Annotated in this window: 20 protein-coding genes; 18 read left to right on the top strand and 2 right to left on the bottom strand. The window is 42.0% G+C overall.

Annotated features, from left to right (window positions below):
* The first annotated feature begins 83 nt into the window (after positions 1–83).
* The 11 genes from racE (at position 84) to RRU92_RS03935 (ending at position 7,303) form a co-directional block, all read left to right on the top strand.
* Positions 84–878, top strand: a complete 795-nt coding sequence (gene racE / locus RRU92_RS03885; RefSeq protein ID WP_049503242.1) for a glutamate racemase — start codon at positions 84–86, stop codon at positions 876–878.
* Positions 875–1,846: a nucleoside-triphosphate diphosphatase gene (locus tag RRU92_RS03890; RefSeq protein WP_315640494.1), complete on the top strand. Its 972-nt coding sequence runs from the start codon at positions 875–877 to the stop codon at positions 1,844–1,846. Before racE ends, RRU92_RS03890 begins: the two co-directional genes overlap by 4 nt.
* A complete protein-coding gene (locus tag RRU92_RS03895; protein WP_315640497.1) occupies positions 1,822–2,343 on the top strand; it encodes a metallophosphoesterase in 522 nt (173 codons plus the stop codon). Before RRU92_RS03890 ends, RRU92_RS03895 begins: the two co-directional genes overlap by 25 nt.
* A complete protein-coding gene (gene cbpB / locus RRU92_RS03900) occupies positions 2,340–2,801 on the top strand; it encodes a cyclic-di-AMP-binding protein CbpB (protein WP_315640499.1) in 462 nt (153 codons plus the stop codon). The genes RRU92_RS03895 and cbpB overlap by 4 nt, the downstream gene beginning before the upstream one ends.
* Positions 2,798–3,532, top strand: coding sequence for a site-specific tyrosine recombinase XerD (gene xerD / locus RRU92_RS03905; protein WP_315640500.1), 735 nt, complete (start codon positions 2,798–2,800; stop codon positions 3,530–3,532). Before cbpB ends, xerD begins: the two co-directional genes overlap by 4 nt.
* The gene (locus RRU92_RS03910) at positions 3,532–4,266 is read left to right on the top strand and encodes a segregation/condensation protein A (protein ID WP_315640502.1); all 735 of its coding nucleotides are present in this window, start codon (positions 3,532–3,534) and stop codon (positions 4,264–4,266) included. The genes xerD and RRU92_RS03910 overlap by 1 nt, the downstream gene beginning before the upstream one ends.
* A gap of 12 nt (positions 4,267–4,278) precedes the next feature.
* A complete protein-coding gene (gene scpB, locus RRU92_RS03915) occupies positions 4,279–4,848 on the top strand; it encodes an SMC-Scp complex subunit ScpB (protein WP_315640503.1) in 570 nt (189 codons plus the stop codon).
* Positions 4,835–5,560: a pseudouridine synthase gene (locus RRU92_RS03920; protein ID WP_016466836.1), complete on the top strand. Its 726-nt coding sequence runs from the start codon at positions 4,835–4,837 to the stop codon at positions 5,558–5,560. The genes scpB and RRU92_RS03920 overlap by 14 nt, the downstream gene beginning before the upstream one ends.
* Positions 5,560–5,814 carry a membrane protein insertion efficiency factor YidD gene (yidD, locus tag RRU92_RS03925; protein WP_000721871.1) on the top strand — a complete coding sequence of 85 codons (255 nt, stop codon included), beginning with the start codon at positions 5,560–5,562 and terminating at the stop codon, positions 5,812–5,814. The genes RRU92_RS03920 and yidD overlap by 1 nt, the downstream gene beginning before the upstream one ends.
* A 103-nt stretch (positions 5,815–5,917) precedes the next feature.
* On the top strand, positions 5,918–6,982 hold the full coding sequence (pepA, locus tag RRU92_RS03930) for a glutamyl aminopeptidase (RefSeq protein ID WP_315640506.1): 1,065 nt from the start codon (positions 5,918–5,920) through the stop codon (positions 6,980–6,982).
* Between the two features lie 24 nt (positions 6,983–7,006).
* Positions 7,007–7,303 (top strand): bacteriocin immunity protein, encoded by a 297-nt coding sequence (locus tag RRU92_RS03935; RefSeq protein ID WP_315640507.1) that lies wholly within the window; start codon positions 7,007–7,009, stop codon positions 7,301–7,303.
* 134 nt (positions 7,304–7,437) lie between these two features.
* On the opposite strand, the gene RRU92_RS03940 is transcribed toward RRU92_RS03935, so the two are convergent.
* Positions 7,438–9,069, bottom strand: a complete 1,632-nt coding sequence (locus RRU92_RS03940) for a Na/Pi cotransporter family protein (RefSeq protein WP_315640508.1) — start codon at positions 9,067–9,069, stop codon at positions 7,438–7,440.
* Between the two features lie 301 nt (positions 9,070–9,370).
* Between RRU92_RS03940 and RRU92_RS03945 the strand changes: the two genes are divergently transcribed.
* From RRU92_RS03945 to folK, 7 genes are all read left to right on the top strand, one after another.
* The gene (locus RRU92_RS03945) at positions 9,371–14,371 is read left to right on the top strand and encodes an endo-beta-N-acetylglucosaminidase (protein WP_315640509.1); all 5,001 of its coding nucleotides are present in this window, start codon (positions 9,371–9,373) and stop codon (positions 14,369–14,371) included.
* 251 nt (positions 14,372–14,622) lie between these two features.
* Positions 14,623–15,156 carry a hypothetical protein gene (locus RRU92_RS03950; protein ID WP_075231975.1) on the top strand — a complete coding sequence of 178 codons (534 nt, stop codon included), beginning with the start codon at positions 14,623–14,625 and terminating at the stop codon, positions 15,154–15,156.
* Positions 15,157–15,530: 374 nt separating this feature from the next.
* Positions 15,531–16,730, top strand: coding sequence for a phosphoglycerate kinase (locus RRU92_RS03955; protein WP_001096781.1), 1,200 nt, complete (start codon positions 15,531–15,533; stop codon positions 16,728–16,730).
* A 135-nt stretch (positions 16,731–16,865) separates the two neighbouring features.
* The gene (gene folP / locus RRU92_RS03960; protein ID WP_315640514.1) at positions 16,866–17,816 is read left to right on the top strand and encodes a dihydropteroate synthase; all 951 of its coding nucleotides are present in this window, start codon (positions 16,866–16,868) and stop codon (positions 17,814–17,816) included.
* 1 nt (position 17,817) lies between these two features.
* Positions 17,818–19,116, top strand: a complete 1,299-nt coding sequence (locus RRU92_RS03965) for a folylpolyglutamate synthase/dihydrofolate synthase family protein (protein ID WP_315640515.1) — start codon at positions 17,818–17,820, stop codon at positions 19,114–19,116.
* A gap of 1 nt (position 19,117) precedes the next feature.
* Positions 19,118–19,672 carry a GTP cyclohydrolase I FolE gene (gene folE, locus RRU92_RS03970; protein WP_000380917.1) on the top strand — a complete coding sequence of 185 codons (555 nt, stop codon included), beginning with the start codon at positions 19,118–19,120 and terminating at the stop codon, positions 19,670–19,672.
* Positions 19,673–19,712: 40 nt separating this feature from the next.
* Entirely contained in the window at positions 19,713–20,537 is an 825-nt protein-coding gene (gene folK / locus RRU92_RS03975; RefSeq protein WP_315640516.1) for a 2-amino-4-hydroxy-6-hydroxymethyldihydropteridine diphosphokinase, read from the top strand.
* 31 nt (positions 20,538–20,568) lie between these two features.
* Here the strand turns inward: folK and RRU92_RS03980 are convergent, their stop codons facing one another.
* Entirely contained in the window at positions 20,569–20,886 is a 318-nt protein-coding gene (locus RRU92_RS03980; RefSeq protein WP_315640517.1) for a DUF960 domain-containing protein, read from the bottom strand.
* Between the last annotated feature and the right edge of the window lie 112 nt (positions 20,887–20,998).

Consider the following 20,998-nt stretch of genomic DNA (forward strand, 5'->3'; position numbering starts at 1 on the left):
AGCTACCCAGTCTGTCAGCAATTTCAGGAAGAAATGAATAATAATGAACTATCAATCAGAAAAAATACTAGAAAGAAGACTGTATGGATAATCGACCGATTGGTTTTTTGGATTCGGGCGTTGGAGGCTTGACCGTTGTACGTGAACTCATGCGCCAGCTTCCCCATGAAGAAATCGTCTATATTGGAGATTCGGCACGGGCTCCTTATGGTCCCCGTCCTGCTGAGCAGATTCGTGAATATACTTGGCAACTGGTCAACTTTCTTTTGACCAAGGATGTTAAGATGATTGTTATTGCTTGTAATACAGCAACGGCAGTCGTCTGGGAAGAGATTAAAGCTAAGTTGGATATTCCGGTGTTGGGTGTGATTTTGCCTGGTGCATCAGCAGCTATCAAAGCAAGTCAAGGTGGGAAGATCGGTGTGATTGGAACCCCGATGACGGTAAAATCAGATATTTATCGACAAAAGATTCATGATCTAGACCCAGATTTACAAGTGGAAAGCTTGGCCTGCCCTAAGTTTGCTCCCTTGGTAGAGTCAGGTGCTCTATCGACCAGTGTGACTAAGAAAGTCGTTTATGAAACCTTGCGTCCCTTGGTCGGAAAAGTAGATAGCTTGATTTTAGGCTGTACTCATTATCCACTCCTCAGACCTATCATCCAAAATGTCATGGGGCCTAAGGTTCAACTGATTGATAGCGGAGCTGAGTGTGTACGTGATATTTCAGTCTTGCTCAATTACTTTGAGATTAACCGTAGCCGAGATGCGGCGCCCCTTCAACATCGTTTTTATACAACTGCAAATAGCCAAAGTTTTGCCCAGATAGGAGCAGAATGGCTGGAAAAAGAGATTCATGTGGAGCATGTAACATTATGACAAACAAAATTTATGAATACAAGGATGACCAGGACTGGTATGTTGGATCCTACAGTGTTTTTGGTGGCATTCGGACTTTGACGGATGATGAGTTAGATTTTCCGCTATTTGATTTGGCTAAAATCTTTCGAGATGAGGAGCGAGGATTTCCACTTTCAGTCACTGTTTTACGATATGGTTCAGCCTACCGCTTACTCTCTTTTGTGGTAGATATTCTCAACCAAGAAGCGAATCGAAACTTGGAAGTCATCCAACGTCAAGGTGCCTTGCTCTTAGTTGAAAATGGACAACTTTTGCATGTAGAATTGCCTAAAGAAGGAGTCAATGTTCAGGACTTTTTCGAGACAAATAAAGTCAGAGAAACCTTGTTGATTGCAACTCGTAACGAAGGCAAGACCAAGGAATTTCGAGCCATCTTTGACAAACTAGGATATGACGTAGAAAATCTCAATGATTATCCAGACCTACCTGAAGTAGCCGAAACAGGTATGACCTTTGAAGAAAATGCTCGCCTTAAGGCTGAAACCATTTCTAAATTAACAGGCAAGATGGTTCTAGCAGATGATTCTGGTCTTAAAGTCGATGTCCTCGGTGGTCTACCAGGTGTCTGGTCAGCTCGTTTCGCCGGAGTAGGGGCAACTGATCAAGAAAATAACGCCAAACTCTTGCACGAACTAGCTATGGTCTTTGAACTCAAGGACCGTTCAGCTCAATTCCATACAACCTTGGTCGTAGCTAGCCCAAGTAAGGAAAGCTTGGTTGTCGAAGCTGACTGGCCAGGTTACATTAACTTTGAACCTAAGGGTGAAAATGGTTTTGGTTATGATCCACTTTTCCTAGTAGGAGAAACTGGTAAATCATCAGCTGAATTAACCCTCGAAGAAAAAAATAGTCAATCCCACCGTGCCCTAGCCGTTAAGAAACTTTTGGAGGTATTTCCATCATGGCAAAGCAAACCATCATTGTAATGAGCGACTCTCACGGAGATAGCTTGATTGTGGAAGAAATTCGTGACCGCTATATGGGTAAAGTTGATGCCATTTTTCACGATGGAGACTCAGAACTCCGTCCCGACTCACCCCTCTGGGAGGGCATTCAGGTCGTCAAAGGCAATATGGACTTTTATGCAGGTTACCCAGAACGCTTGGTGACTCAACTGGGCCCTACCAAGATTATCCAGACTCATGGACATTTGTTTGATATTAACTTCAATTTCCAAAAGCTTGATTTTTGGGCTCAAGAGGAAGATGCAGATATCTGTCTTTATGGGCACTTGCATGTTCCAAGTGCTTGGATGGAAGGGAAGACCCTCTTCCTAAATCCTGGTTCTATCAGTCAACCACGTGGAACTATCAGAGAATGTCTTTACGCCCGTGTAGAGATTGATGATAGCTACTTTAAAGTGGACTTTTTGACACGGAACCATGAGGTCTATCCAGGCTTATCCAAGGAGTTTGCTCGATGATTGCCAAAGAGTTTGAACAGTTTTTACTGGAGCAAGAGGAAACCTTTTTAACTCCTGCTGAAAATTTGGCTGTGCTCATTGATACCCACAATGCAGATCATGCAACTCTCCTCCTTAGCCAGATGACCTATACCAGAGTGCCAGTAGTGACTGATGAGAAAGAATTTGTCGGAACCATTGGACTTAGAGACATTCTGGCCTACCAGATGGAGCAGGACTTGAGTCAGGAAGCTATGGCAGATACGGATATCGTGCATATGACCAAGAAGGACGTAGCAGTTGTCAGTCCAGACTATACACTGACGGATGTTTTACATAAGTTAGTGGATGAGTCTTTCCTACCAGTCGTTGACAAGGATGGTATCTTCCAAGGCATTATCACACGGAAGTCTATCCTTAAGGCTGTCAATGCTCTCTTGCATGACTTTAGTAAGGAATATGAGATTCGAAGCAAATGAGAGAAGGAATTTCAGCATTTTTAGAAGAAAAACAAGGTTTGTCTGTAAATTCTAAGCAATCCTATAAGTATGACTTGGAGCAGTTTTTTGATTTGATTGGAGAACGAATCTCTGAGACAAGTTTAAAAATCTACCAAGCTCAACTATCAAATTTTAAAATCAGTGCCCAAAAGCGTAAGGTTTCTGCTTGCAATCAATTTCTTTACTTTTTATACCAGAAGGGGGAAATTGGTACCTTTTATCGTTTAGAATTACCAAAACAGGCTGAGAAAAAGCAAGTTCAGTCAGAACTTTTAGACCTCAGTTCTTTCTGGCAAGAAAGTGCCTATCCAGAGGGACGCTTGTTGGCCTTGCTGATAGTTGAATTGGGCCTCTTACCAAGTGAAATTCTAGCCTTAAAAACAAGTGATGTGAATCTAGACTTTCAAGTATTGAGAATCAATAAAGCTTCTCAACAAAGAATTTTGAGCCTTCCCACAAACTTGCTTGCAGAGTTAGAACCCTTGATGGGGCAGACCTATCTTTTTGAAAAATCTGGGAAGCCATACTCCCGTCAGTGGGCCTTTCGTCAGTTAGAAGCCTTTCTAAAGGAAAAAGGTTTTTCAGACTTATCTGCCCAAAAATTGAGAGAACAGTTTATATTAAGACAAATCGAAGAAAAGGTTGACTTGTACGAAATCGCTAAAAAATTAGGATTAAAGACAGTCATGACCTTGGAAAAATATAGATAATGGATATTAAATTAAAAGATTTTGAAGGGCCTTTGGACTTGCTCCTACACTTGGTTTCAAAGTACCAGATGGATATCTATGATGTGCCGATTACAGAGGTTATCGAGCAATATCTAGCCTATATCTCGACATTACAAGCTATGCGTTTGGAAGTGGCAGGCGAATACATGGTCATGGCTAGCCAACTCATGCTAATCAAGAGTCGCAAGCTCTTGCCGAAGGTTGCAGAAGTGACGGACCTAGAGGATGATCTGGAGCAGGACCTCCTTTCTCAAATCGAAGAATACCGTAAGTTTAAACTTTTGGGAGAGCAGTTGGAAGTGAAGCATCAAGAACGAGCTCGATATTACTCAAAAGCGCCGACAGAGTTGATTTATGAGGATGCTGAACTTGTGCATGATAAGACGACGATTGATCTTTTCTTAGCCTTTTCAAACTTGCTTGCCAAGAAAAAGGAAGAATTCTCGAAAAGTCACACAACAATCTTGCGAGATGAGTATAAGATTGAGGATATGATGGTTATCGTCCGAGAAGCCTTGGTTGAAGGTGAGCAATTATGCTTGCAAGATTTGTTTAAAGAAACCAAGGATTTACAAGAGGTCATCACACTCTTTTTAGCAACCTTGGAGTTGATTAAAACCCAAGAAATTCTCTTAATTCAAAAAGAGAGCTTTGGAGATATCTATCTCCTGAAAAAGAATGAGGAAAATCAAGTAGAGCAGAGTCGATCTTGATAGAGAGGAAATATGAGTACTTTAGCAGAAATAGAAGCGCTCTTGTTTGTAGCGGGTGAAGAGGGAATAAGGATTCGCCAGTTGGCTGAGCTCCTCTCTTTGCCACCGACTGGGATTCAGCAGAGTCTAGAAAAATTAGCCAAAAAGTATGAAAAAGACCAGGATTCTAGTCTAGCCCTGATTGAGACAGGTGGTGCCTACAGATTGGTAACCAAGCCTCAATTTGCAGCCGTTTTGAAAGAATACTCTAAGGCACCTATCAATCAGAGCCTGTCTCGGGCTGCCCTTGAAACCTTGTCCATCATTGCTTACAAGCAGCCTATCACACGGATAGAGATTGATGCTATTCGGGGGGTTAATTCAAGTGGAGCGCTAGCTAAGTTGCAGGCCTTTGACTTGATAAAAGAAGACGGGAAAAAGGAAGTTCTTGGACGCCCTAATCTCTATGTAACGACGGATTATTTCCTGGATTACATGGGTATTAACTATTTGGAAGAGTTGCCCGTGATTGATGAGCTTGATATTCAAGCACAAGAAAGCCAATTATTTGGTGAAAGGATAGAAGAAGATGAGAATCAATAAATATATTGCCCACGCAGGTGTGGCCAGTAGGAGAAAAGCAGAAGAGTTGATCAAGCAAGGCTTGGTGACGGTTAACGGTCAAGTCGTGCGTGAACTAGCAACGACCATCAAGTCAGGCGACAAGGTCGAAGTTGAAGGTCAACCAATCTATAACGAAGAAAAAGTCTACTATCTGCTCAATAAACCACGCGGTGTGATTTCCAGTGTGACAGATGACAAGGGCCGCAAGACAGTTGTCGATCTTTTGCCTAATGTGAAAGAGCGTATCTATCCTGTGGGGCGCTTGGACTGGGATACGTCTGGAGTCTTGATTTTGACCAATGATGGGGACTTTACAGATGAGATGATTCACCCTCGTAATGAGATTGACAAGGTCTACGTTGCGCGTGTGAAAGGAATTGCCAACAAAGAAAATCTCCGTCCCTTGACTCGTGGAGTTGAGATTGATGGCAAGAAAACCAAGCCGGCTGTTTATGAGATTCTTAAAGTAGATCCAGTTAAAAACCGTTCAGTTGTACAGTTGACAATCCATGAAGGGCGTAACCACCAGGTCAAAAAAATGTTTGAAGCTGTTGGTCTCCAAGTAGATAAACTTTCTCGAACTCGTTTTGGTCATCTAGACTTGACAGGACTTCGTCCAGGAGAATCACGTCGTCTCAATAAAAAAGAAATCAGCCAACTACACACCATGGCTGTAACCAATAATAAATAATGAAAAAAATCTTAATTGCGCCAGTGCGCTTTTACCAACGCTTTATCTCGCCGGCTTTTCCACCTTCTTGCAGATTTGAGCCTAGTTGTTCAAACTATATGATTCAGGCAATTGAAAAACATGGATTCAAGGGAGTTTTGATGGGCTTGGCTAGGATATTACGTTGCCATCCTTGGTCTGAAACGGGTAAAGATCCAGTACCAGACTACTTTTCATTAAAGCGAAATACAAGAGAAGAAGGATCACATTTGTGATTCTTTTATTGTTATAAGAGTAAGTTACTTGGTAAAATGTTGATTTCCACTACCTTTCTCCTATAAAAAGTGGTAAAATGGTTGAAAGAAAGAAGGGATAGAAATGACAACATTATTTTCTAAAATCAAAGAAGTAACAGAACTTTCCGCTATCTCAGGTCATGAAGCACCTGTTCGAGCTTATCTTCGTGAAAAATTAACACCTCACGTGGATGAAGTCGTGACTGATGGCTTAGGTGGTATTTTTGGGGTGAAACACTCAGAAGTTGAAAATGCACCTCGTGTTTTGGTAGCCTCTCACATGGATGAAGTTGGTTTCATGGTTAGTGAAATCAAGCCAGACGGGACTTTTCGAGTAGTCAGCATTGGTGGTTGGAACCCTATGGTTGTCAGCAGCCAACGCTTTAAACTCTTTACACGTGAAGGACGTGAAATTCCGGTAATTTCAGGTTCAGTTCCTCCACATTTGACTCGTGGCACAGGTGGACCAACCATGCCAGCTATTTCAGATATCGTTTTTGATGGTGGTTTTGCGGATAAGTCTGAGGCTGAAAGTTTTGGTATCCGTCCTGGAGACACCATCGTTCCAGATAGTAGCGCAATCCTAACTGCTAATGAAAAAAATATCATCTCAAAAGCATGGGATAACCGTTACGGTGTGCTCATGGTTAGTGAGTTGGCTGAAAACTTGTCAGGCCAAAAACTAGGAAATGAACTTTATCTTGGTGCTAACGTCCAAGAAGAAGTTGGACTTCGTGGTGCCCATGCATCTACAACAAAATTTGATCCAGAAGTATTCCTTGCGGTGGATTGCTCACCAGCAGGTGATGTTTATGGTGGTCAAGGTAAGATTGGTGATGGAACCTTGATTCGTTTCTATGATCCAGGTCACTTGCTTCTCCCAGGCATGAAGGATTTCCTTTTGACGACTGCTGAAGAAGCTGGTATCAAATACCAATACTATTGTGGAAAAGGTGGTACAGATGCAGGAGCAGCTCATCTGAAAAATGGTGGTGTCCCATCAACAACAATCGGTGTCTGCGCTCGTTATATCCACTCTCACCAAACACTTTATGCCATGGATGACTTCTTAGAAGCTCAAGCTTTCCTACAAGCCTTGGTTAAAAAATTAGATCGCTCTACTGTAGATTTGATCAAAAATTATTAAACTGAAAAGATGGAGGTGATGGGTATGGAAGAACCAAACCTAGAAACCTTGATACGGGACCTTTACAATCATGCCCGTCAAAACTTGAGTGAAGATTTAGTGGCTGCACTCCTAGAAACTGCTAAGCAGTTGCCTAGCACCAATGAGCGATTGCTAGCAGTCCGACTTTCAGGGCTAGTCACACTTGAACTACTCAAGAATCCCAAGACTCCTGCGCCAGAGTTAGTCAATCTGGCCAGCTATATCCAAAAGGAAGAAGCTAGGTACAAGGGCGCAGCTGCCTCTTCCTTTATGATTGGAGAGCTATTTAAAATGCTTTGATTCGAAAGAATCAAAGCATTTTTTTATCTTATACTCTTCGAAAATCAAATTCAAACCACGTCAGCTTCACCTTGCCGTACTCAAGTACAGCCTGCGGCTAGCTTCCTAGTTTGCTCTTTGATTTTCATTGAGTATTAAATTTGTTCAGCCAAAACTTTTTCAGCAAGGTTCATAGCGTGGTCTGACACACGAGTGTAGTGTGAAATGATATCGATAAAGTTGACACCAGCTTGGGTAGAACATTCGCCGTTGTTGAGGCGTTTGATGTGTGTCTTACGAAGGACGCGTTCCATCTTGTTGATGGCTTCATGGCGTTCAATAAGAGCTTGAGCTTTTTCAAGGTCATTGTTTTCAACACTCTCAAGAGCATCTTTAACGAAATCGCTTGTTTGACGGTAAATATCTTCCAACTCTTCTAGGGCTGAGTTAGAGAATTGAACATTCTTGCGTTGCAAGTAGTCGTTAAGATTAATCAAAGCTTCAGCGTGGTCACCGATACGTTCCAAGTCTCGAGAAGAGTCAAGGATGTTGGTTAAGACTTCACTCTCTTTTTGACTCAATGCTTCACTAGAAAGACTAATGAGGTAACGAGTTAATTTCTCGTCGATTGTGTTGATAGCTTCTTCAGTTTTGTGTCCTTTTTCAGCTACTTTCTCGTCAGAATTGATGATGTAGTCGTAAGAAAGGTCAAATGCTTTAACCGCATAGTTTCCTAGGTGCAAGAGTTCTTTCTTGGCATTTCCTAGGGCGATAGAAGGAGCTTGCTTGATGAGTTGTTCATCCAAGTAAAGAGGTTCGTATTTTACAACTTCGTCTTCACCAGGGATTAGCTTAGTAACAAAGTAAGCCAGAGCACCGATGAATGGGAATTGTACAATGGTGTTACTTACGTTAAAGGCACCGTGTGAGAAGGCAATCGTCATCTCAGGTGAGAGGTGAAGTAGTGCCTGGAAGTACTCGATCATCGCAGTGAATGGGCCTAACAAGATCAAGCAGAGGATGGTTCCTAAAACGTTAAAGGTAACGTGTGTTGCTGCAACTCGTTTAGCAGAAATATTTGCTCCGGCTGCTGCGATAATAACTGTTAAGGTTGTACCGATATTATCTCCGAATAGGACTGGTAGTGCCCCTTTGAGGTCGAGGAATCCACCTGCATAAAGACCTTGTAGAATCCCGATGGTTGCAGAAGATGCCTGAATTAGAACGGTAATGACAGCACCAGCCACAACTCCCAAGATAGGATTTTGCCCCAAGGTAACCATGTATTCCTTGAACTGAGGCAAGTCTTTAAGAGGGCTCATCCCAGCACTAATGAGGTTGAGGGCGTAGAAGATACCACCAACACCAAAAAGGATACGTCCAATATTATTTGCAGTACGGTTTTTTGTAAAGAATAAGCACATGGTTCCAAGGAAAATCAAGGGTAGGGCATACTCGCCAAGTTTGAAACCGATGATGAAGGACGTTACGGTCGTTCCAATATTGGCTCCCATGATAATCCCGATGGCCTGTCTAAGGGTGAGGAGACTAGCACTAACCAGTCCAACCGTAATAACCGTTACACCTGTACTTGACTGGATGAGGGCAGTGACGACAATCCCCACTAAAACCCCTAAGAAGGGATTACTTGTGTACTTGTCAATGTAATATCGAAGGCGGTCTCCAGCAGCTTGTTGCAAACCGTCTCCCATGGTCTTGATACTATATAAAAATAGTCCCAGACCACCTAAAAAGTGAAAAATAATTTCCTGCCAATTAATGGACATTTTCTTTTTCCTCCGAAAAATAATCGCGGAATCTCTCCCATTCTATTTTAAAGGATAAAAGTAAATCTAACAAGTAGTAAATGCTCTTTTTTTGAGAAAATGTTGATTTTATTCAAAAAATGGTCAATGATTGTCTAATTTATATTAATTCTTCACTTCTTTATAGTTCTTGAGGGGCCAGTGTTGACTCTTTTTCTAAATATCGTAAAATAAAAATGACCTGTTCTGTGTATTTTTGGAACAGCTACTTTTTTAATTCAAAAATAAAGCGCTTACTTTTTGGAAGTCAAAGGAGAAAAAGATGAAGAATCCATTTTTTGAGAAACGTTGCCGCTATAGTATTCGAAAATTGTCAGTGGGTGCCTGCTCATTGATGATTGGTTCAGTTCTATTTGCAGGTCCAGCTTTGGCTGAAGAGTCTGTCGTTCCAGAAAATGGGACAACAACTACAGCAGTAGCTTCAGAGCAACCGTCAACCACTACTCCAGCAGAAGCAACTACACCAGCACCAGAAGTATTGAAAGAGCTAGAAGCAAGGGAAGACAAGACAAGCGAGCAGCCTGTTTCAGAAGAAAAGCCAACCTTGGATCAATTGACTGCAGTTGATAAGGAAGCAACTAATCCAGTTGCTGAAACGCCTAAGGCTGAAGAAACGCCTGCAACTACAGAAAATAAGCTGGAAGAAAAAGCTACTGTCGCTGACGTTCCTAAGAAAGAAGAAAAAAGTCTTCGACCAAAAGAAATTAAGTTTGACACATGGGAAGATTTGTTGAAATGGGAACCAGGTGCTCGCGAAGACGATGCTATTAACCGCTCTTCAGTAGAACTAGCCAAGCGCTATCGTGGATATGTGGTTAACGAAAAAGCTAATAAGGACGCTAAGGTTGAAGCTCTTGCTAACACTAACTCTAAGGCTAAAGACCATGCTTCTGTAGGTGGTGAAGAGTTTAAAGCCTACGCTTTTGACTACTGGCAGTACCTGAATTCCATGGTCTTTTGGGAAGGGCTCGTCCCAACTCCGGACGTGATTGATGCTGGTCACCGTAATGGTGTCCCTGTATTGGGTACCTTATTCTTTAACTGGTCAAATAGCATTGCAGACCAAGAAAAATTTGCTGCAGCCCTTCAACAAGACGAAGACGGAACATTCCCTATCGCTCGCAAGTTGGTTGATTTGGCCAAATATTATGGATTTGACGGCTACTTTATCAACCAAGAAACAACAGGTGATATCGTAACACCTCTTGGTAAGAAAATGCGTGACTTCATGCTTTATACCAAGGAATATGCTGCTAAAGTCAACCATCCTGTCAAGTATTCTTGGTACGATGCCATGACCTATGAATATGGTCGTTATCACGAAGATGGACTTGGTGAATACAACTATCCATTCATGCAAAAAGAAGGGGACAAGGTTCCTGCAGATCACTTCTTTGCCAACTTTAACTGGACTAAAGAGAAAAATGATTACTCTGTAACAATGGCGAAATGGCTAGGACGCAGTCAGTATGATGTTTTTGCAGGTTTGGAATTGCAACAAGGTGGTTCTTACAAGACAAAAGTGAAATGGGATGCCCTTTTTGATGAAAATGGCAAACTTCGCTTATCACTAGGTCTCTTTGCCCCTGATACTATCACTAGTCTTGGGAAGACAGGAGAAGACTATCACAAGAATGAAAATATCTTCTTCACAGGCTACCAAGGAGATCCAACTGGACAAAAACCAGAAGACAAGGACTGGTACGGTATTGCTAACCTAGTGGCTGACCGCACCCCAGCAGTGGGACGTACTTTTACAACATCCTTTAACACCGGACATGGTAAGAAATGGTTTGTGGACGGTAAAGTTTCTAAGGATTCTGAATGGAACTATCGTTCTGTATCAGGTATCTTGCCTACATGGCGCTGGTGGCAAACTTCATCAGGTGCTAAACTTCAAGCTGACTATGACTTTGAAGATGCTTACAATGGTGGTAACTCACTTAAGTTTGCGGGTGATTTAGCTGAAAATACCAATCAAGATGTTCGTCTCTACTCTACAAAACTGGAAGTAACAGATAAAACAAAACTTCGGGTTGCCCATAAGGGTGGTAAGGGAAGCAAGGTTTATGTAGAGTTTGCGACTCAGAAAAACTATACTTATGGTGGAGAGAATGCTCGTAAAGAACTGACTCTATCTGACGATTGGACAAAAGATGAATTTGACTTGAGTGCCTTGGCAGGTAAGACAATTTATGGCATCAAGCTTACTTTTGAAAATACTGCTGCCCTTAAGGATTATCAATTTAACTTGGGTGAGTTGACTGTAACAGATAATCAAGAGGCTCCTCAAGCACCAACAGCTCTAAAAGTAGCTAAGCAATCTCTGAAAAATGCCCAAGAAGCAGAAGCTATTGTCCAATTTACTGGAAATAAAGATGCTGATTTCTATGAAGTTTATGAGAAGGATGGCGATGCTTGGCGCCTATTGACAGGCTCATCTGCCACTACTATCTACCTACCAAAAGTTAGCCGTTCAGCTAGTGCAACTGGTACTAGTCAAGAGTTGAAGGTTGTCGCAGTTGGTAAGAATGGCCTTCGTTCTGAAGCAGCAACAACAAACTTTGACTGGGGGATGACTGTCCAAGACACAAGTCTTCCAAGACCATTAGCAGAAAATATCGTTCCAGGAGCAACTGTTATCGGAAGTACCTTCCCAGACACAGAAGGCGGCGAAGGCATCGAAGGTATGTTGAATGGTACGATCACCAGCCTATCTGACAAATGGTCTTCTGCTCAGTTGAGTGGTAGCGTAGATATCCGTTTGACACAACCACGCCGTGTCGTTAGATGGGTCATGGACCACGCTGGTGCTGGTGGAGAATCTGTCAACGATGGTTTGATGAATACCAAAGACTTCGACCTCTACTACAAGGATGAAGCTGGAGAATGGAAACTAGCCAAGGCTGTTCGTGGCAATAGAGCTCACGTTTCAGACATTACCCTTGATAGCCCAATTACGGCGCAAGAATGGCGTTTGCACGTTATTACATCTGACAATGGAACACCATGGAAAGCCATTCGTATCTATAACTGGAAGATGTATGAAACTCTTGATACGGAGAGCCAAAATATTCCAATGGCTAAAGTTGCAGCGCGTGTCCTAACGGACAATAAGATTCAGCTTGGCTTCTCAGAAGTTCCTGCTGGAGCTACCATCACAGTTTATGACAAGGCAGATTCACAAACTCCAATCGCTACCTTAAATACAGCAGTTGGAGGAGATTTGGCGACAGATCCATTGAGCTTTGAAAAACGTCCGAGCCTTCTTTACTATCGTACACAATTGCCAGGTAAAGAAATCAGTAATACTCTTGCTGTGACTATTCCTCAGGATGAGAGAAAGATTAAGGCTGTCAGCCTAGAAGTAGCACCTAAAAAGGCAAGTTATCAAGTTGGTGAGGAATTGAATCTTAAAGGTGGTCTTCTCCGTGTCAAATATGAGGGTGAAGAAGCAGATGAAGTCATCAACCTCAGTCATGCAGGTGTAGTTGTTAACGGCTATGATGCTCACCATCATGGTGAACAAGAGTTAACAGTAACTTATCTTGGTCTTCCAGTTGCAGGAAGCTTCAAGGTTCAAGTGACTGGTGAAGAAGCTGGTCCAAAAGAAGTCGCAGCCTTGTATATTAGCAAACAACCGAAAATTGATTACTTGGTAGGCGATGCTCTTGACTTATCAGAGGGACGCTTCAAGGTCTTGTATGATGATGAAACTGAGACAGAACATAGCTTTACAGACCAAGGAGTCGAAATTACAGGCTATGATGCTCAAAAAACAGGCCGTCAAAAACTCCAATTGCACTATCAAGGACAAACTGTCGAATTTGATGTTCTAGTATCACCTAAAGCAGCTGTCAACGACGAATATCTGAAACAAGAAATCACATCTGCTCAAGGACGCAAAGGAACGACAGCTTATACATTTGCGGATGCTGAAAAACAAGCAGCTCTCGTTGAGAAGATTGAAGCAGCAAAAGCTGTCCTAGAAAACCACGACGCTAGTCAAGAAGCAGTCAACCAAGCCTTGAACGACTTGAAACAAGCAGGTGCTGACTTGAATGGTGTACAGGTTTATCAAACAGCTAAGGAAGAGCTTGAAACTCTTCTAGGAAAAGTTCGTGAGAAAAATGCAGACGATCCAATCATCGCTCAAGCAGAAACTCTTATTGGCTCAACAAATCCAACTCCAGAAGCATTTGCCAACCTCAAGGAAGAACTCAATAAAAAACTCCTTGTTAAAGAAAGCCATCATGTAGGTAGCTTAGAAGAAGGCGAAACTGCCCCAACAGTTGAAGCACTACCTGAATTAGTGGTTGAGACAGAAACTCAAGCCTTCGAGAGTCAAGAACGTCCGTCAGGAGACCTCTTGTTGGGTGAACGTCGAGTCGTTCAGGCTGGTGCAGAAGGACAAATCCGTCATTTGATCGAAGTGGATGCCAAAGGCAACCGTACTCTTCTTAAGACAGAAGTAGTCAAGGAAGCAGTGGCAGAGATTACTGAGGTTGGTACTAAGGTAGAAAGCCGTGTTCAACCATTGGACGGTTCTGGAAATCTTGTTCTCGAAAAACTAGAATTGGAAGTGAAAGAAGAAGCCGTAGCCTTCAAACACCAAGAGCGTCCGACAGGAGAGCTTTTACTAGGTGAACGCCGTCTGGTTCAAGCAGGTGAGGCTGGTCAAATCCGTCACTTGATTGAGGTAGATGCTAAAGGCAGTCGCACACTTCTTAAGACAGAAGTCGTCAAGGAAGCCGTGGCAGAGATTACTGAGGTTGGTACGAAGGTAGAAAGCCGTGTTCAGCCACTAGATGGAGTCAAAGATTTGACAATTAGCAATCCAGCATTGGTGATTGAAGAAGAAAAAGTTGCATACGGCCATGAAGAAAGAGTAAATCCTAGCCTTCAAGCAGGAGAACGTCGAATTGTTCAGGCCGGAGTTGAAGGGCTTCGTAGAAATCTTGTAGAAGTTGATGCAGAAGGGAACCGCAGTCTGAAGGGGACAGAACTTGTCAAAGAAACTGTAACTGAGATTGTTGAGATTGGTCCAAAAGTGGATGTCAAAACTGACAAATCTCTTGCACCTGCTCCAGTAGTAGAAGCAGCTAAGCAGGAACCAGCAAAAACAGAAGCACAATCTGAAAAACCTGAAGGAAAACAACTTCCAAGTACAGGTGAAGGAGTAGATGCAAATCTAGTAGCTCTTGGATTGGTTGGAGTTCTAGGTGGCTTTGGACTACTCGCTCAAAAGAAAAAAGAAGATTGAGTTGAACTTCTAAATTACCGTCTGACAAGATAATAGTATTAAAAGGCAAGAGCCATTTTTGGTTCCTGCCTTTTTGCATTCTTAGAATGTTTGTGTTAAGATTTTTATTACTCCATAAGAAACCTTGTAATGAAATGTTTGCATGTTCTGCTTTTAATTTTTTTGGTTGTGTCTGTTTATAGAGTTATTTCTAGTAACTCTCAAGTAACTCTCATCAAGAATTGGTTTGGGGATAGGAAAGGAAAAAGACGATGAAATTGTTAAAAGTAGTCATTGCTGTAATCATTGTAGTAGTGAGCCTTGGCTTAGTAGTATTCATAGGAGCGAGTATGTATGCTGTTACTACAATCAATTTGCTATCTAACTCAGTCTATTATGCGCAACGGATGCCTCATAAGGAGGGGACAGAACCCGACTTAGTCATGTTGATTGAAAACATGGGGGAGATTTATACTCCGAAAATTGAAGGTATTCGCTATGATGATGGAGCGAAATTTATCGAAAATTCTATCGATTCAAGTGGTAATCCTACCAGTTTTGGTGAGTTTGATGGAGGTTATGGCTACAGTGATAAAAACGATGTGTCCTATAAGTTTGATAAGAATTTTGAGCTTGAGTGGACCCTCGATAAAGAGTATAAAGAAATTGATCTTGCAACAATTGATGAAACAAAGATAAAAGGAGAGATTAGAGAGACCCTTAAACCCATACTTGATGTACAATCTAAGCCCGTTGTCAATCTTCAATGGTTGTTTAATATGAAGTATCAGGATAGGTTTAATTAGAGATGCAGATAGGTCTTTAATTTGAAATTAAACTGAACAAAAGTGATTGAACTCTTAGAAATGCGATGCTGATATTTCTGAGAGTTTTTCTATCGCCATGCAAAACTTTCAAAATAGATTTTTAAAAATTGAACGGTTTCTGAAGAGTTAGTTCAAAAAATAAAGACACAACTCCAGACAGTAGCTCTTTCTCTATAAATGAGTAACATACCATAGATGAAGATAAAAACAGTGAGGGATTTCCTCAGAGAGTAAAGAGTAAGTTTAATTTACTAGAGAGACCTGTTTCAAGATAAAAGTTTAAGGTTTTGCTATCTCTTTTATTGATTTTGTGATATAATTAACACGTAAAAAAAATTAAGGAGTCTTTCCAAATGGCAAAATTGACTGTTAAAGACGTTGAGTTGAAAGGGAAAAAAGTTCTCGTTCGTGTTGACTTCAACGTACCTGTAAAAGATGGCGTGATTACTAATGACAACCGTATCACTGCAGCTCTTCCAACTATCAAGTACATCCTTGAACAAGGTGGACGTGCGATTCTTTTCTCTCACCTTGGACGTGTAAAAGAAGAAGCAGACAAAGCTGGTAAATCACTTGCTCCTGTAGCTGCTGACTTGGCTGCTAAATTGGGTCAAGAAGTTACATTCCTTCCAGGTGTAACTCGTGGTGCTGAATTGGAAGCAGCTATCAACGCTCTTGAAGATGGACAAGTTCTTTTGGTTGAAAACACTCGTTTTGAAGATGTTGACGGTAAGAAAGAATCTAAAAATGATCCTGAACTTGGTAAATACTGGGCATCACTTGGAGATGGTATCTTCGTAAACGATGCATTCGGTACAGCTCACCGTGCACACGCATCTAACGTTGGTATCTCAGCAAACGTTGAAAAAGCAGTTGCTGGATTCCTTCTTGAAAACGAAATTGCATACATCCAAGAAGCTGTTGAAGCTCCAGAACGTCCATTCGTGGCTATCCTTGGTGGTTCAAAAGTTTCAGATAAGATCGGTGTTATCGAAAACTTGCTTGAAAAAGCTGATAAAGTTCTTATCGGTGGTGGTATGACTTACACATTCTACAAAGCACAAGGTATCGAAATCGGTAACTCACTTGTAGAAGAAGACAAATTGGATGTTGCGAAAGCTCTTCTTGAAAAAGCAAACGGCAAATTGATCTTGCCAGTTGACTCAAAAGAAGCGAACGCATTTGCTGACTACACTGAAGTGAAAGACACTGAAGGTGAAGCAGTAGACCCAGGATTCCTTGGTTTGGATATCGGTCCAAAATCTATCGCTAAATTTGATGAAGCATTGACTGGTGCGAAAACAGTTGTATGGAACGGACCTATGGGTGTATTTGAAAACCCTGACTTCCAAGCTGGTACAATCGGTGTGATGGACGCTATCGTGAAACAACCAGGCGTTAAATCAATCATCGGTGGTGGTGATTCAGCTGCCGCAGCAATCAACCTTGGACGTGCAGACAAGTTCTCATGGATTAGTACGGGCGGAGGCGCTTCAATGGAACTTCTCGAAGGTAAAGTTCTTCCAGGACTTGCAGCTTTGACTGAGAAATAAGAATATAGAAAAAGGAGGACTCAGGTTCTCCTTTTTTTGCGCTCTTTTAAAGTTAAAGAGTACTGAGGGATAATTGGACAGAATCCAAAAAAAACAGTAAAATAGAGGAATACCAATCTAAATGAAATTTGAGTGATGAACGTGGAAAAAAGAGAGAATCTTACAAAAACAGCTATTTGCGGTATTATCAATGTTACCCCAGATTCTTTTTCTGACGGGGGCCAATTTTTTGCTATTGAAGAAGCCTTAAAACAGGCTAGAAAATTGATAGCTGAAGGTGCCACTATCTTAGATATCGGTGGAGAATCTACTCGACCTGGAAGTGGCTATGTTGAGATTGGAGAGGAAATCCAGCGTGTGGTTCCAGTCATTCAGGCTATTCGTCAAGAAAGTGATGTTCTGATTTCGGTCGATACTTGGAAAAGCCAAGTGGCAGAAGCAGCTTTAAATGCTGGTGCCAATATAGTCAATGACATTACAGGCCTTATGGGGGATGAGAAGATGGCAGAGGTGGTTGCCAGGGCTGGAGCTCAGGTGGTCATCATGTTTAATCCAGTCATGGCACGTCCTCAGCACCCTAGTTCACTTATCTTCCCTCATTTTGGATTTGGAGAGACTTTTACAAAGGAAGACTTGGCTGAATTTGAACAACTATCAGTTGAAGAATTGATGATAGCTTTCTTTGACCGTGCTCTAGTAAGAGCGAAAGCAGCAGGGATTTCGAAAGACAAGATCATGCTGGATCCAGGAATTGGCTTTGGTTTGACAAAGAAAGAAAATCTCATCCTCCTACGTGACCTTGATAAATTGCACGAAATGGGCTATCCTATCTTTTTAGGAGTCTCTCGCAAGCGCTTTGTCATCAATATTCTTGAAGAAAATGGATTTGAAGTAAACCCTGATACTGAAGCAGGCTTCCGAAATCGTGATACGGCTTCGGCTCATGTGACCAGTATTGCTGCCAGACAAGGTGTTGAAGTGGTGCGCGTGCACGATGTAGCCAGCCACAAGATGGCAGTTGAAATTGCGTCTGCTATCCGTCTGGCAGACCATGCGGAAAATTTAGATTTGAAACAATATAAGTAAGATGAATAAAAACGAAACCAATCAGTGGATTGCCCACTACCGCACAGACCAACCGCACTTTGGTTTGGAAAGAATGGTAGATCTTTTAGCTTTACGAAGCAATCCCCATCTTAAGCTTAAGGTTATCCACATCGGTGGAACCAATGGCAAGGGCTCTACTATAGCCTTTTTGAAAAATATGCTGGAAAAGATGGGGCTAAGAGTGGGAGTCTTTAGCTCACCCTATCTGATTCATTATAACGATCAGATTGCCATTAACGGCGAATCCATCCCAGAAGCGAGATTAGAGTACTTGATGGCGGATTATCGTTTACTACTTGAAGCGGAGCATGCTCATGCCTTGCAAGGAACGACAGAATTCGAGATTATCACTGCTATAGCCTATGACTATTTTGCTTCTGAACAAGTCGATGTGGCGATTATGGAAGTTGGTATGGGCGGACTTTTGGATAGCACCAATGTATGTCAACCCATCCTAACAGGTATCACGACCATCGGGTTGGATCATGTAGCGCTTTTAGGAGATAGCTTGGAAGCCATAGCAGAGCAGAAAGCAGGAATTATCAAACAAAGAGTTCCTCTAGTGACTGGTCGCATTGTCCCAGAAGCCTTGGCGGTTATTGACCAGATTGCAGAGGGAAAACAGGCTACTAGAATTGTTTATGGAAGATATTATCAGGTAAGCCATCATGAGAGTATTGTCACTGGAGAGGCATTTGACTATACAAGTTCTGTTAGACAAGGTCGCTTCCAGACAGGATTGCTTGGTTTGCACCAGATAGAGAATGCTGGAATGGCTCTAGCCTTGTTAGATAGCTATTGCCAAGCGACTGGTCGAGAATTGCCAGATAATGCTTTAGTGGCTCAAGCTTTAGAAGAAACAAGCTGGCCTGGACGCTTGGAAGTTGTTTCTAGAGAACCCTTGATGATTTTGGATGGGGCCCACAATCCCCATGCCATCAAGGCCTTGTTGGCTACCTTGAAAGAACGCTTTACGGACTATCAGAAGGAAATCCTCTTTACTTGTATCAAAACCAAGGCCTTGGAGGATATGTTGGACTTGCTAGAAACCTTGCCCGGTACTAAGATTACGCTAACTCATTTTGAGGATAGTCGGGCGACGGATGAAAAAGTCTTGAAAGAGATGTCTGATTCTAGAAATCTCAACTACCAAGATTGGCAAAAATTTCTAGACCAAAAATTATCAGAAAATGAAGAGAAAAAAACAGTTAGGATTATCACGGGTTCATTATACTTTTTAGCCCAAGTGAGAGCCTACCTAATGGAGAGGAAAAATTAGAATGGATACACAAAAAATTGAAGCAGCTGTAAAAATGATTATCGAGGCAGTTGGTGAGGATGCAAATCGTGAAGGTTTGCAGGAAACACCTGCCCGTGTTGCTCGTATGTACCAAGAGATTTTTTCAGGTCTTGGGCAAACTGCAGAAGAGCACCTGTCAAAATCCTTTGAGATTATCGATGACAATATGGTAGTGGAAAAGGATATCTTTTTCCATACCATGTGTGAACATCACTTCTTGCCATTTTATGGTCGTGCCCACATTGCCTATATCCCAGATGGGCGTGTAGCAGGTTTATCAAAGTTAGCTCGTACGGTGGAAGTATACTCTAAAAAGCCACAGATTCAAGAACGTTTGAATATCGAAGTTGCTGATGCCTTGATGGAGTATTTGGGTGCTAAGGGAGCTTTTGTTGTCATTGAAGCAGAGCATATGTGTATGAGTATGCGTGGTGTTCGAAAACCAGGAACTGCGACCTTGACTACAGTAGCTCGTGGTCTATTTGAGACAGATAAGGATCTTCGGGATCAGGCTTATCGTCTGATGGGACTATAAAAAATCCGCATCAAGCGGATTTTTCTAGAAAGGACTAGTTATGGATCAACTGCGAATTAAAGACCTAGAAATTTTCGCCTTTCATGGACTCTTTCCTAGTGAGAAGGAACTGGGACAGAAGTTTGTCGTTTCAGCCACCCTATCCTATGATATGACCAAGGCTGCGACAGACTTGGATTTAACTGATTCTGTCCATTACGGAGAACTTTGCCAGCAATGGACGACTTGGTTTCAGGAAGAAAGCGAAGACCTGATTGAAACAGTAGCCTACAAACTAGTAGAGCGTACTTTTGAAACCTACTCTCTCGTTCAAGAGATTGAGCTGGAACTTAAAAAACCATGGGCGCCTGTCCATTTACCACTAGATACTTGCTCAGTAACCATACATCGCCGCAAGCAGCGAGCTTTTATCGCCCTAGGAAGTAATATGGGGGATAAGCAAGCGAACTTGGAGCAAGCTATTGACAAACTGCGAGCTCGTGGCATCCATATTCTCAAGGAGTCTAGTGTGATTAGGACCGAACCTTGGGGTGGAGTGGAGCAGGATAGCTTTGCTAATCAAGTGGTTGAGGTGGAAACTTGGTTGCCAGCTCCAATCTTGTTAGAAACATTGTTGGCTATTGAGGCAGAAATGGGACGGGTCAGAGAGGTGCATTGGGGACCTCGCTTGATTGACCTAGATTTGCTCTTTGTAGAGGACCAGATCATCTATACAGACGACCTCGTCTTGCCTCATCCTTATATTGCTGAGCGCCTCTTTGTTTTAGAGTCTTTACAGGAAATAGCTCCGCATTTTATTCATCCAACACTGAAACAACCGATCCGCCACTTGTACCAAGGATTGAAAAAAATAAGAAAACTCTAGTTTCCTAAGTAGATAGAGGAGACTAGAGTTTTTAAAATAGGTCATTTTCTTCTGGTAGGAGAATGGTTTCCTTGCCATCCATATCTAGCACCAGAACTTTTGGTGGGTAGAGTGGATCAAAGGGATGATTAAAATCAAAGTCAATCGTAGTTGGTAGATGTTGACTAGAAAAACGAAAAGTGATGGAGCCTTCATGATTCAAAAGTCGAAATTCCAATTCATCTTCTAGCTCAAAAACATGCTTTAAAAAATGATCGATTATATACCAGATTGAGTCGATAACATCATCGGGTAGATTGGTCACCACACCGAAACTGGCACATCGTCTATGAGAATCTGTAAAAGCCATCCCTATCTCCTAATTGATTTTCTTATTATCATACTGCAAACTGCTAGAAAAATCAAGAAAAGTCAACTACCTTTAAAAAGATGAGAATGATTTTGAAATTTTTTCAACGAAT

Origin of the sequence: Streptococcus sp. DTU_2020_1001019_1_SI_AUS_MUR_006 (assembly GCF_032340315.1) — a bacterium.
In the GTDB taxonomy this organism is placed as follows: domain Bacteria; phylum Bacillota; class Bacilli; order Lactobacillales; family Streptococcaceae; genus Streptococcus.

Excerpts from the sequence above, each read along its gene's own strand:
- racE (WP_049503242.1), top strand. The coding sequence starts at position 84 with ATGGATAATCGACCGATTGGTTTTTTGGATTCGGGCGTTGGAGGCTTG.
- RRU92_RS03890 (WP_315640494.1), top strand. The coding sequence starts at position 875 with ATGACAAACAAAATTTATGAATACAAGGATGACCAGGACTGGTATGTT.
- RRU92_RS03895 (WP_315640497.1), top strand. The coding sequence starts at position 1,822 with ATGGCAAAGCAAACCATCATTGTAATGAGCGACTCTCACGGAGATAGC.
- cbpB (WP_315640499.1), top strand. The coding sequence starts at position 2,340 with ATGATTGCCAAAGAGTTTGAACAGTTTTTACTGGAGCAAGAGGAAACC.
- xerD (WP_315640500.1), top strand. The coding sequence starts at position 2,798 with ATGAGAGAAGGAATTTCAGCATTTTTAGAAGAAAAACAAGGTTTGTCT.
- RRU92_RS03910 (WP_315640502.1), top strand. The coding sequence starts at position 3,532 with ATGGATATTAAATTAAAAGATTTTGAAGGGCCTTTGGACTTGCTCCTA.
- scpB (WP_315640503.1), top strand. The coding sequence starts at position 4,279 with ATGAGTACTTTAGCAGAAATAGAAGCGCTCTTGTTTGTAGCGGGTGAA.
- RRU92_RS03920 (WP_016466836.1), top strand. The coding sequence starts at position 4,835 with ATGAGAATCAATAAATATATTGCCCACGCAGGTGTGGCCAGTAGGAGA.
- yidD (WP_000721871.1), top strand. The coding sequence starts at position 5,560 with ATGAAAAAAATCTTAATTGCGCCAGTGCGCTTTTACCAACGCTTTATC.
- pepA (WP_315640506.1), top strand. The coding sequence starts at position 5,918 with ATGACAACATTATTTTCTAAAATCAAAGAAGTAACAGAACTTTCCGCT.
- RRU92_RS03935 (WP_315640507.1), top strand. The coding sequence starts at position 7,007 with ATGGAAGAACCAAACCTAGAAACCTTGATACGGGACCTTTACAATCAT.
- RRU92_RS03940 (WP_315640508.1), bottom strand. The coding sequence starts at position 9,069 with ATGTCCATTAATTGGCAGGAAATTATTTTTCACTTTTTAGGTGGTCTG.
- RRU92_RS03945 (WP_315640509.1), top strand. The coding sequence starts at position 9,371 with ATGAAGAATCCATTTTTTGAGAAACGTTGCCGCTATAGTATTCGAAAA.
- RRU92_RS03950 (WP_075231975.1), top strand. The coding sequence starts at position 14,623 with ATGAAATTGTTAAAAGTAGTCATTGCTGTAATCATTGTAGTAGTGAGC.
- RRU92_RS03955 (WP_001096781.1), top strand. The coding sequence starts at position 15,531 with ATGGCAAAATTGACTGTTAAAGACGTTGAGTTGAAAGGGAAAAAAGTT.
- folP (WP_315640514.1), top strand. The coding sequence starts at position 16,866 with ATGAACGTGGAAAAAAGAGAGAATCTTACAAAAACAGCTATTTGCGGT.
- RRU92_RS03965 (WP_315640515.1), top strand. The coding sequence starts at position 17,818 with ATGAATAAAAACGAAACCAATCAGTGGATTGCCCACTACCGCACAGAC.
- folE (WP_000380917.1), top strand. The coding sequence starts at position 19,118 with ATGGATACACAAAAAATTGAAGCAGCTGTAAAAATGATTATCGAGGCA.
- folK (WP_315640516.1), top strand. The coding sequence starts at position 19,713 with ATGGATCAACTGCGAATTAAAGACCTAGAAATTTTCGCCTTTCATGGA.
- RRU92_RS03980 (WP_315640517.1), bottom strand. The coding sequence starts at position 20,886 with ATGGCTTTTACAGATTCTCATAGACGATGTGCCAGTTTCGGTGTGGTG.